Origin of the sequence: Paenibacillus lentus (genome assembly GCF_003931855.1) — a bacterium.
Lineage (GTDB): Bacteria > Bacillota > Bacilli > Paenibacillales > Paenibacillaceae > Fontibacillus > Fontibacillus lentus.
This window is the reverse complement of the sequence record NZ_CP034248.1, coordinates 41,749-53,582: the sequence shown is the minus strand read 5'-3', so window position 1 is coordinate 53,582 and position 11,834 is coordinate 41,749. Positions and strand designations below refer to the sequence as shown.

The window sequence follows — 11,834 nt, the reverse complement described above, 5'->3', positions numbered from 1 at the left end:
CTAGTTCAATACGTACATCTTTATCGTTTCTTTATGATTGTATCTTAACCTGAAGGCATAATGATAAGGAGGCAGGAGGATGGCAATGAATTCACAATCAAGAATAGAGCTGATCGACAGCTTAAGGGGCTTTGCACTGCTGGGAATAATTCTGGTCAACATCACCTTTTTCACAACGTCGCTTCAGACGATTTCATATGGGGTTGATTTATGGTCTGGCTGGTATCATGAGCTGGCAATGCTGCTGCGCGGGATTGTCATTGACGGTAAATTTGTACTCATTTTTTCTTTTCTGTTTGGTTTTGGTATGGTATTGCTGCAGGAGAGCAGTCAGGCCAAAGGAAAAAGTTTCAACCGAATTTATATCCGAAGATTAACAGCATTATTATTGTTCGGATTGCTCCATGGAATCTTCATCTGGTACGGAGACATTCTGACACATTATGCGCTTCTGGGCTTTCTCCTCATGCTATTTAAGCGCTGCAAGCCGAGAACGATGCTGATTTGGTCTCTGATCCTGCTGTTGATCGTTCCCGTCCTGGTGGCGGGCACAAGTCTGTTGAACGGCTCTGCAAGCCAGGCTCTTGAACCTATAAGCCAAGCGGATGCCCGTCAGATCGGGGTCTATTACCAAGAGCGGGATGCTGCCATTTATGGCGAGGGAACCGTTACCCAGATTGCCATTCAGCGGGTGAATGATTATATTAGCTCTATCTTTAATATGCTGCTCTTTTACCCGCAAATATTAGGCATGTTCTTGATGGGGGCCTACTTCTGCAAACGCCGTTTATTGCATAAGGTTCAGGAGAAGCGGAAGGAAATCCTCCGGCTGGTCATCCTTGGCGGAAGCGCCGGTCTTGTGCTTCAGCTCATTCTATCGCTGGCGAAGAAAGGACTTCCGTTCTGGGGCGAGGCGGTAGCTTTGTTCGTAGGGGCACCACTCTTAGCTCTGGCCTTTATCGGAATATTTGCACTTTTATATCAAAATGAACTCTGGAAGAAAGTACTCCATTGGTTTTCCTACCCTGGAAAAATGGCCTTCACGAACTATCTGCTTCAATCGGTTCTTTGCGGACTGATTTTTTACAGCTACGGTCTGGGATGGTATGGAATGATCGGGCCGGCCTTGCAAATGTTGATTGCTGTCGTTATATTTGCTCTGCAAGTGGTATTTAGTCGGGTCTGGTTAAATTGGCTTCCAATTGGACCCCTCGAATATGTTTGGCGCCTGTTCACGTATTGGGGGAATCCGCTGAAGCAAGGCGGGAGAGCGAATGTTGCTCCTGTTCATGAAGCAAGATGATTTAAATCTTTACTGCATAATATCCCGGAATTCCATGATTTCCTGGCAAGCGTGAAGAAGTCGGGATTGCTGTAAACATTGTGCAATAAAGTTAATAAGAATGAAGCAAGGCTGCTTTTCGGAGAGATTCCGAGAGGCAGCCATTTTTTTTGGTTGTTTTTTCAATTTTAAAACGGCTGCCACTTCAGTTTCCTCGCCTTTTCGAAACGTTCGGCAACTTCCGGCCAGTACACGACCTTCCACCAGTCGGCGATATATTTGGCCCGTTCGTTCTGGTGCTTCAAGTAATACGAGTGCTCCCAGACATCGAGCGCAAGCAGCGGAACGACATCCCATTGTGATAAATTTTGATGCTTCTCGGCAGTTAAGATCTCCAGGCGGTGAGCACGCGGACTCCAAACGAGAATTGCCCAGCCTCCACCTTCTACTTTATCGGCGGCATTGGTAAATTGATTCTTGAAGGCATCATAGCTGCCAAAATCCTTGCGGATTTGCTCGGCAAGATCGCCCTCAGGCTTGCCTCCCCCTTTAGGATTCATCGTATCCCAGTAGATCGTATGGAGATAATGTCCTGCACCGTTAAAGGCCAATTCCCGCTCCCAATGCTTCACGAGGTCGAAATTCCCTGACTTTCGGGATTCCTGAAGTTTTTTCTCCGCCTTGTTTAAATTATCTACATAGCTCCTATGGTGAATATCGTGATGGATTCGTACCGTTTTCTCATCGATATGCGGCTCCAATGCATTGTAGGGGTAGGGCAGAGGGGGGAGCCTGTGCCCACCGATGGGGACGGGTTGGTCTGAAGCACGAGAACTTTGGCTAATCAAATCAGAATGAACATGTTCCGTAGCAGGTGATTCCAATTCCGAATCTGGAGTGATTGCGGGTGGGGCTGTCGACAGAGATGCAGAGTTGTCCTGGTCATCCGCTCTAACTGGTTGGTTCGTGGGGGAGGAAATTTGCTGCATGTCGACTATCGCGGGGATTCCCTCCGTATTTCGTTTGATCGCTCCAGGTGAATTCAGTGTTTCTAGTACTCCAAGGAAATACTCGGATTCACGGATAATGTGGAGCAGCACCGTTTTTGCCAGAGGAACGGATTTGGCTGCCGCGCTGCAATCGAGAATGAAGTAGAGCTGTCTTATGAACTCCTTGGATTGTCGGAATGACGTATCCAATAGTCGCTCAGTCTGCTGAATTAATTGCGGGTTACAAGCGGCCTGCTGGGACGACAAAGCGTATTGCAGCAGTTGGTTGGCGACGGCTTCTGTCTCTTCAAACACTTTTTTCCAATCATCCAGCTGTTGGACATAATAAGGTTCAAGCCCGGGAATGATCGCTTTGATGACGTCGGTATGCTCGGCTTCCTGCTGCTTCCAGAAGCGGATTTCTTCTAAAATGCGGACAGGCAAATAGGGCCCGTAAACCAATAGCATCGGGTTAGCCTCCTTCACGTCGTTTAATTGCCATTAGCAGCTTATGCGAATGAAGGCCTGGACTATGCTATCGGTTATACGGGTTTAGTAAAATAGGATGTTACTTTTTAGTTTTAGAGGTTTGGATCCGGCTAAGGAACTCGGACACCTTGCGCAAATAATCCTTCGGATGCTCTCGGAAGATCATTTCATGAAGGGCACCTTCTACAATCCATACCCCGGAAGCCTCGTTTGTCTGATTCTCGGCCAGTTTTTCCGCAATCGGATAAGGGGCTTTTTCGTCTTCTGTTCCATGAATGAACAATGTTGGAAAAGGATAGTCTTTTGATTTGACTTCGGTATATGGAATTTGGCGCATGCTCGTACCGTTCAGCACGGGCAAGAGCAGGCCGATGATCTCAAGGGATGGACGCCGCGGCAGATCGATGTGCTGCCGAATATTATGATACATCGTATCAGGCTCTAGCAGGAAGGTGCTGTCTAGAATCATACCGTTAATATCATCGCTCGATAGAGCGGCCTGCAGAGCCGTTCCTGCCCCCATGGAGAATCCCCATATAACGATTTCTTCAGCGCCTCGCTGCTTGGCAAGGTTGATTGCCCCCAGCAACTGCTCTGCTTCTTTTTTGCCACCTGTAGCCACTTCTTTGCTCTTCTGAGCCGCAAATCCATAGTCGAACATTAGGACATTGTAGTTTAGTCCATTGGCATAGTGTGCTAGATCATACATGGGCACCCAGGGCTCCTCCCGATTTGCGCCGTATCCATGGCTGAAAACAATAGTCTTACGGGAATCGTCAGCAGGAATGTACCATCCTTGCATCATGCGGCTGCCGTCGGCGGCCGGAAAGTGAACATCTTCGTATGCAAGATTTTTAGATAACTTTGGATTAGAATACAACGGGGCTACATTAGGATTTGACAATACCCAGGCTATATAGCCATGAAGAACAACGAAGCAGAACAGCAGGAAAAATAGTGAGGATAACAGCAGGGCGATGATAATATGCTTTAGGCTGACATTCCGCGTAGTCAGCACATCGATAGCGGGTGATGGAGTGTCTTTCAGACCTGAATTTAAGGGAAGATCACTCCCGGTTGTTGGACTCATGTTCTTCCCCTCCTCATCATAATTAATATAATATATGCTCGGTGAAGCTCGAGAATAAGATTGTTGAGGCAATCATTTTATGTCGAATCAGGGCGAATCTTATAGAATTATCGTACGGCAACCCGTTTATAAAAGTCAATGATAGTGTGACAAAACACATGATTTCGCATTGACGATTTAAAATTGATTACATATAATTTATGTAACCACGTTTCACGTAGTGAAACTTATGGAGAGGTGAGGGCGGATGGAGGACCGTAAATTAACTGTGCGCGCGGTTGAACGAGCGCTTGATATATTAATGTGTTTTACGAAGGGGAAAGAGCTTGGGTTAACGGAAATTGCCAGCAGCATCGGGCTGCATAAAAGTACGGTGCACCGGCTGATGACGACACTGGAGGAGAAGGGCTTTGTTATTCGTGATATGGCAACGGAGAAGTATCGACTCGGACTAAAAATTTGGGAGCTGTCTGCACATTTATCGCAAAGCGATGATCCTGCCGTACTGCTGTTACCGCAGATGGAGCAGCTTCGTGACCGGCTAGGTGAGACGGTGAGCCTGTATTTACGGGATGGTACGGATCGGATTAGAATTCAAGCGGTTCAAAGCAATCAGGCAATCCGCCGGGTTGCTGCGGTCGGTGCGCGATTGCCGCTGTATGTCGGCGCGTCGAGTAAGGTGTTGCTCGCTTATGCGGATGCATCCATACTACAAGCTGTGCTGGACAGCCCGGATTGGCCTGCATCCGTGGATAAGTCACAATATGTTGCACAGCTTCAAGATATTCGGCAGCGCGGATTTGCAACGAGCTATGAAGAGCGGGAGCCTGGGGCTGCTGCGGTGTCGGCACCGATCTTCGATCGCAGTGGTAAGGTTGCCGCTGCCTTGTCTGTGTCGGGCCCGGTCAGCCGGCTGTCCCCGGAGACACTGATTGAATTCGGGCCTGTGCTGATTGAAGCGGCTCGGGACATGGGCATGATGATTCATGCTTAGAATAGAATGTTATTGTTATAGAGCGGCTGTCCAATAAGTCCCTATAATGCAAGACCGGACGGAAAACATTGCGTTTTTCCGTCCGGTTTTTTAGTATTTGCTTTCTTACAAGGAAAGTAGGGTTTACAGAACTGAACGACTTTATTTAACGAATTATGCCGTTTTTTGAAAGCTCACAGAACTATTGGCCGATATTAGCTGCAATTTACGAAGGTTCGTCACCGAAATAGATGAGCAGCATCTAACGGCTAAGAAAAGCAGGGAGTGCAATGGCGATAATGATCGCGGCCAGAATGCACCAGCTTAACGGATGGGCGAAATTGAGCGTCCAGCCAATGCCGATTCTTTTTTCGACGAAGAAGGAAGGATCACTTGGATTATAATACAGGGTGCCGAGCTTCCAATGTGCATCATCATTTGCAGGCTGTACTGGAGAACCCTTCTCCGCGCGTTCAATTCGGCTGCCGCCTTGCCCGGTCGTAAAGGAGAGAACTACAGCGAAAAGGACGACAAAGATCGGAATGAGCATGCTGACAAGCATGATGATACTGCTCTCAAGTGGGTAGATCATATTCAACTGAATGAATGAGAACAGGCTGACAATGGCCATACCGGACAGCACGGTGAAGATCGACCAGCGGCGGCGGAAGACCAGGTTCTGTCGAAGAGAGCGTTCTGGATTTGCGGAGTTAAGCTGTTGTTTGCTCCGCTGGATGCTCCAGTTCACAAGGATGAATAAAGCAATGACTAGTAATTGCATGAGGTTGGGGAAAAATACCGTTGAATAAGACTTTGCCGCGCTGTGGATGATATTACCTTGCATATCAAATCGCATTGCGATTTGTTCGGGAATTCTGTCGTAATATGCGAGAACCGTCGCAGCGCTGACTAAGGTCAAGGCAGTGTGAATCCCAAACCATTTATTCGATAGAGCGAGCTTCTGGTGGTGGAAGGAAGTGTCGATAGCAAGCACGGATTTACCTTTGATCACAGTGGGAAGGGATGCCTTAAGCTTCCTCATTTTGAAATGAAATAGCAGATTTAGCATGATCGAGAACAGAACGATCACGATGATGACGCTACCAAACCAAGTGCCCTGATGCGCTGCATTGCTTTGCATGGAGGAGTAAAGTCCGACAAAGATAAGCGGAATGTATACGGCTAGACTGATCAATGCGTACCGCTTGCGCATTTGGCGGAGTGGAGCGCTACGAAAGGTTTCCTCGCTGATCGAAATTCCGAAGCTTACCGTCTCTCTCGTTAAATAAGGCATGAAAGCGAGGGAGGCTATAATGGGAATAAACATAAAAACGAGCATCAATGTAAATAAAATTGGCATTATGCATTCTCCTTTTCACTGTCGGTTTTTGTGATTTCCTGATGGATTTGTTCGAGCAAATCCATCAACTGCTGTTTGTTCATTCCTCGGCAAATCGCCTCGGCAACGATAGGCTTCAACTGGTTATGCTGCTTGATCATAAATTCTTCCGTGACCGGAGGCATGCCGTTCGGATCAACGACGACGCCGCGCTGGCGGTGAACTTGAATATATCCATCCTGCTTGAGCAGGGTATAAGCCTTGTTTACGGTATGAAGGTTAATGCCGATGTCCGAGGCCAGGCTCCGAACCGAGGGAAGTGGCTCGCCTAGCTTCAATCGTCCGCTGGCAATGCCTTCAATGATTTGATTGACCAACTGGGTGTAAATAGGAACATCCGACTGCATATCTAGTTCAATAATCAATATGACACCCCCTATTGAGTATCTGTTATACAACTACTATAACACGTAGATGAATTGCAGGCAATATTGATTGAAAAAAGAATGCCCCACCCGAAAACGGGTGGGGCATTCTTTGTGGATAGAAGGTTTGTGATTAATTTCCTGCTTGGATCATTTGACGCAACACAGTTTGCAGAATACCGCCATTATGGTAGTAATCTACATCGACCATGCTATCGAGGCGAGCAGTTACCTGGAATTCAAATTGTGTGCCGTCTTGGCGAGTAGCTACAACGGTCAACTCTTGACCAGGCTTGATGTCATTGCTGAGTCCAAGGATATCGAAAGATTCCGTGCCATCAATACCCAGGGCCTTCCAGCCATGTCCTTCTTGGAATTGGAGCGGAAGAACGCCCATACCTACCAGGTTACTACGGTGAATCCGCTCAAAGCTTTCGGCGATGACAGCCTTCACGCCAAGCAGGTAGGTTCCTTTGGCCGCCCAGTCGCGGGAACTTCCCGTCCCGTATTCCTTACCAGCGATGACAACGAGATTCTGACCGTTGGCTTGATAATTCATCGAAGCATCATAAATTGACATAATCTCATCCGTCGGTAGATACTTCGTAACGCCGCCCTCCGTGCCAGGAGCAATCTGGTTCCGAATACGGATGTTAGCGAACGTGCCACGCATCATGACTTCATGGTTACCGCGGCGGGAGCCGTAGGAGTTGAAGTCCTTTCGGGCTACGCCGTGATCATTCAAGTAGTTGCCTGCCGGGCTCGTAGGCGAAATGTTGCCCGCTGGCGAGATATGGTCGGTAGTCACCGAATCCCCAAGCAGAGCTAGTACACGGGCACTGCGAATGTCGGCGATATCCTGCAGTCCTTCAGAGATTCGCTCAAAGAATGGCGGGTTTTGAATGTAAGTGGATTTCTCGTCCCACTCGTACAATTCGCCTTCTGGAACAGGAATCGCATTCCAGCGCTCGTTTTGCGTAAATACGTTCTCGTATTTGCTGCGGAACATTTCCGGTTTTACGGAAAGGCCAATCGCTTCTTTGATTTCCGCCGAAGTTGGCCAGATATCCTTCAGATATACCGGCTGATCGTTCTGATCGTACCCGATTGGATCGTTCTGCAGATCGATATTGACAGTTCCAGCCAGCGCGTAAGCGACGACAAGCGGCGGTGAAGCCAAATAGTTGGCTTTTACTTGGGCGTGTACGCGGCCTTCAAAGTTCCGGTTGCCTGACAGTACAGCAGCTACAGTAAGGTCGTTGTCAGCGATCGCCGTGCTAACCTCATCTGGAAGAGGACCGGAGTTACCGATACAAGTCGCGCAACCGTAACCGGCAACGTGGAAGCCGAGCGCTTCGAAGGATTCGATCAGACCGGCTTTCTTCAAATAATCGGTAACAACGAGGGAGCCTGGCGTCAAGCTGCTTTTCACATAACCTGGCTTCTTCAGCCCGCGTTCGACTGCTTTCTTCGCAAGCAATCCAGCACCGATCATAACACTTGGGTTGGAAGTATTCGTACAGCTCGTAATAGCGGCAATCACAACGGCACCTGTTCCTAGTTCGCTCGTGCTGCCGTCGGGGTGCTTCACTGTTACTTTCTGATTAATCTTCTCGTCACTAAGTCCGTATCCGCCTTTATCGATCGGAGTCCGGATAATGTCATTGAAGTTTTCCTTCATTTCCGTCAGTTCAATACGATCCTGTGGACGTTTAGGACCTGCAAGGCTTGGTACAACAGAAGCGAGATCCAGCTCGATCAGATCCGTAAATTCAGGGTCTGGGGTGCTGCTCGTACGGAACATGCCTTGCGCTTTATAGTAAGCTTCAACGAGAGCAATCTGCTCCTCGGAGCGGCCTGTGCTGCGCAGATAAGCCAGAGTCTCGTCGTCGACAGGGAAGTAGCCGATTGTAGCACCGTATTCGGGTGCCATGTTGGCCACTGTTGCACGGTCAGCCAGACTGATGTTGGCAAGACCAGGGCCATAGAACTCAACGAATTTGCCGACAACGCCTTTTTTACGCAGCATTTGCGTAACGGTAAGAGCGAGGTCGGTAGCCGTTGCGCCTTCCGCCAGGCTGCCCACCAGCTTGAAGCCGATAACTTCAGGTGCAACGAAATACAGCGGCTGACCAAGCATGCCGGCTTCGGCTTCGATACCGCCAACACCCCAGCCAACAACACCTAGGCCATTGATCATCGTCGTATGGGAGTCGGTTCCAACAAGAGAATCCGGGAATACAACGGTTTCGCCGTCAATCGTTTTGGTAGCGGCGACTGAGGCGAGATACTCCAGGTTGACCTGGTGAACGATTCCAGTTGCCGGAGGAACGGCACGGAAGTTATTAAAGGCGGTTTGTGCCCAACGCAGGAAGCGATAGCGCTCCTCGTTACGCTCAAATTCAACCTTCATATTGTATTCCAGCGCTTCCGGTGTACCGAAAGCATCGACCATAACGGAGTGGTCAATAACGAGGTCAACCGGTACGAGCGGGTTGATCTGCTTTGGGTCTCCGCCAGCTTTTTTAACGGTATCGCGCATTGCAGCAAGGTCAACAACGACAGGAACGCCCGTGAAATCCTGAAGAACGATACGGGCTGGAATAAACGGAATTTCCTTATTCTCGTCGCGGCCTTCGCTCCAGCCAGCAATTTGCTTTACATGCTCCTGGGTGATGGCTCTGCCGTCAAATTGCCGAACGGCCGCTTCAAGCAGCACTTTAATAGAGAATGGCAGTTTGGAGATTGGGCCGAGTCCTTGCTCTTCCAACAAATTCAGATCATAGTAACGATAGTTCTTCCCACCGACTTCAAGGCTGCGGGAGACAGAGAAAAAATCTTTTGTTGACATGAGTGTACCTCCTTGTTTCACTAGATGAAACCACATTTCAAAAACATCACTACATTTAGTATACCGTCCTCCTTGTTGCGAGTAAAGAACTTTTTGTTGGCAGACCGCCTGTTTTTTGAAGCATTTGACAGATGCTCCGCCGTTTTTTTTCGGTACATACTCGCTTCTATTCCTTCATATAAATGGGAATGATGAGGAGGGATTTCAAAGTGAGTGATGAATGGAGAAGAACGTTATCCCTGTATGTAAATCAGCATAACCAGGATGAGGTTGATTATCGGCCCCGTCATGCGCATACCGAAACCGTCGTGGCCGACTTGGAATATTTGCTGCGTAGCGGCGAGCGAAAACGGAGGCTTCAAGAATGGTATAAGGAACGCAGTGCTATCCCGCTCCGTTGTGAAACTCGAGCCAAGCTGCTGCGAGAAATCGAGAATCGCGCTGGCCAGATGCAGGTTGAGCTGCAGCTAGCCCGTAAGACGTATTATGAAAAAGGGGGCGCCCGCCATCAGGAGGAAATCATCGATAGGCAGCGCCTGACACTTGAGCGAGAGAGCAATGGGTGGATCATTACACGGATCGAGCAGCCGATAAATGAACGCCATGCTCCGTTTAAGCTGTCTACGGAGGCTGGTCGCGGGGATAATTCCGGGACACAGCCAGGACCGTACCTCAACATACAACTGCTTGGTAACGGAAGCTCACGAAGCACTCCCTATCGCCGTGAGGATGCCGTATTGTATGCTGATCGCTGGTGGGACGGATTTAACCCGGAATTTACCGCATTTGAGGTGGATTGTACGAATTATATCTCCCAGAGTCTCTTTGCAGGAGGAGCTCCAATAAACTATACTGGAAAAAGAGAAACAGGCTGGTGGTATAAAGGATATATCAAGGGTCGTGAGGCATGGAGCTATAGCTGGTCTGTCGCGAATGCCCTGGAGCGTTTATTGACTTTTAGTCGCTCAGGACTTCAAGCAGAAGCTGTGGAACGGCCCGAACAGCTTCAATTAGGGGATATTATCATTTATGATTGGGACGGGGATGGCAATTACCAGCACACCACGATTGTAACCGCGTTCGATGCGGGAGGCATGCCTTTGGTGAATGCCCATACGACTCCCAGCAAACATCGTTACTGGGACTATCGGGACTCCTACGCCTGGAGCGAGAACACCGTTTATCGCTTTTTTCGAATTGCGGATTTTTTTTAAAAATGATCATTTCAGAAAACACGAGCGAACATTATGACGATTAAAGAAAGAGGTTACTCATGGGACAAGACAAACTCACCGTTGGGCTTGTATATGGCGGTAAATCAGGAGAGCACGAAGTATCGCTGCAAACGGCCCTGGCAGTTGCACAGGCATTTAATTATGATAAATACGAGGTGCTGCCTTTTTATATTACGAAGCGCGGGGAATGGCGGGTTGGAAGCAAGCTCTCCGGCCCATTTGCCGCTTTGGAAGAGCTGAAGCTGGAGAATGGAGCGAGGGACACGTCTGCTGCGATCAACTTGTTATTCGAAAAATTATCCACAGGCACCCGTGCTATTGACGTCGTCTTTCCATTGCTGCATGGCACATATGGTGAAGACGGTACGATTCAGGGATTGTTTGAAATGGCAGACCTGCCCTATGTAGGTGCGGGGGTGTTAGCTTCGGCGGCAGGTATGGACAAAGTGATCATGAAGAAGCTGTTCGCAGAAGCAGGTCTTTCGCAATGCGAATATTGCTATTTCACGGCATCTGAATGGAGCAGAGGCAGTCATGCCATCGTTCAGCAGATTGAAGAAAAGCTGGATTATCCATGCTTCGTAAAACCGGCTAATTTAGGCTCCAGTGTAGGTATATCCAAAGCGAAATCCCGCGACGAATTATTGGCTTCCATAAATACGGCGCTTCGCTACGATACGAAAGTGATCGTAGAGGAATTCGTGAATGCCCGTGAGATTGAGGTCGGGGTGCTTGGCAATGATGAGCCAATGGCATCGGTTCCGGGCGAAATCGTATCTTCAAGCGAATATTATGACTATCAGGCCAAATATTTGGATGGCAAATCGCAAATGCTAATTCCGGCGGAGCTGGATACGGAGCTTGCGGAAGAGATTCGGGATTTGGCGATCAGAGCATTCAAAGCGATTTCTGGCAGCGGGCTGTGCCGGGCGGACTTTTTCGTGAAGAAATCGGATCGGACGATATGGATCAATGAAGTGAATACGATGCCTGGGTTCACGCCTTATAGTATGTACCCGCTGCTGTGGCGGGAAACGGGAGTCTCTTACGAGTCGCTGCTCGATCGGCTGATCCAACTGGCATTGGAGCGGTATGAGACCAGGCAGAGCCTGGATTTCGAGAGTGGCGTTCAGTAATCTTATATATGTAATATATTGAAGT

9 protein-coding genes are annotated in these 11,834 nt (G+C 48.7%); 4 read left to right on the top strand and 5 right to left on the bottom strand.

Annotation, left to right across the window (positions count from 1 at the left end; genetic code table 11):
- Positions 1–85: 85 nt before the first annotated feature.
- Positions 86–1,303 carry a DUF418 domain-containing protein gene (locus tag EIM92_RS00300; protein WP_246021151.1) on the top strand — a complete coding sequence of 406 codons (1,218 nt, stop codon included), beginning with the start codon at positions 86–88 and terminating at the stop codon, positions 1,301–1,303.
- 167 nt (positions 1,304–1,470) lie between these two features.
- Here EIM92_RS00300 and EIM92_RS00295 read toward each other — a convergent pair whose 3' ends face one another.
- Together EIM92_RS00295 and EIM92_RS00290 are read right to left on the bottom strand one after the other, a co-directional pair.
- A complete protein-coding gene (locus EIM92_RS00295) occupies positions 1,471–2,739 on the bottom strand; it encodes a Fe-Mn family superoxide dismutase (protein WP_125080964.1) in 1,269 nt (422 codons plus the stop codon).
- A gap of 100 nt (positions 2,740–2,839) precedes the next feature.
- Positions 2,840–3,850, bottom strand: coding sequence for an alpha/beta hydrolase (locus EIM92_RS00290; protein WP_125080963.1), 1,011 nt, complete (start codon positions 3,848–3,850; stop codon positions 2,840–2,842).
- 247 nt (positions 3,851–4,097) lie between these two features.
- On the opposite strand from EIM92_RS00290, the gene EIM92_RS00285 reads away from it, so the two are divergent.
- Positions 4,098–4,844, top strand: coding sequence for an IclR family transcriptional regulator (locus EIM92_RS00285; RefSeq protein WP_125080962.1), 747 nt, complete (start codon positions 4,098–4,100; stop codon positions 4,842–4,844).
- A gap of 241 nt (positions 4,845–5,085) precedes the next feature.
- On the opposite strand, the gene EIM92_RS00280 is transcribed toward EIM92_RS00285, so the two are convergent.
- The 3 genes from EIM92_RS00280 to acnA all read right to left on the bottom strand — a co-directional run bounded on the left by EIM92_RS00280 (position 5,086) and on the right by acnA (position 9,438).
- Positions 5,086–6,183 (bottom strand): DUF1648 domain-containing protein, encoded by a 1,098-nt coding sequence (locus EIM92_RS00280; protein ID WP_125080961.1) that lies wholly within the window; start codon positions 6,181–6,183, stop codon positions 5,086–5,088.
- Positions 6,183–6,587 carry a GntR family transcriptional regulator gene (locus EIM92_RS00275; RefSeq protein WP_125080960.1) on the bottom strand — a complete coding sequence of 135 codons (405 nt, stop codon included), beginning with the start codon at positions 6,585–6,587 and terminating at the stop codon, positions 6,183–6,185. Before EIM92_RS00275 ends, EIM92_RS00280 begins: the two co-directional genes overlap by 1 nt.
- 133 nt (positions 6,588–6,720) lie before the next feature.
- Positions 6,721–9,438: an aconitate hydratase AcnA gene (acnA, locus tag EIM92_RS00270; protein WP_125080959.1), complete on the bottom strand. Its 2,718-nt coding sequence runs from the start codon at positions 9,436–9,438 to the stop codon at positions 6,721–6,723.
- 188 nt (positions 9,439–9,626) lie between these two features.
- Between acnA and EIM92_RS00265 the strand changes: the two genes are divergently transcribed.
- Together EIM92_RS00265 and EIM92_RS00260 are read left to right on the top strand one after the other, a co-directional pair.
- On the top strand, positions 9,627–10,652 hold the full coding sequence (locus tag EIM92_RS00265; RefSeq protein ID WP_125080958.1) for an amidase domain-containing protein: 1,026 nt from the start codon (positions 9,627–9,629) through the stop codon (positions 10,650–10,652).
- Between the two features lie 59 nt (positions 10,653–10,711).
- Positions 10,712–11,809, top strand: coding sequence for a D-alanine--D-alanine ligase (locus tag EIM92_RS00260; RefSeq protein ID WP_125080957.1), 1,098 nt, complete (start codon positions 10,712–10,714; stop codon positions 11,807–11,809).
- Positions 11,810–11,834 lie beyond the last annotated feature (25 nt).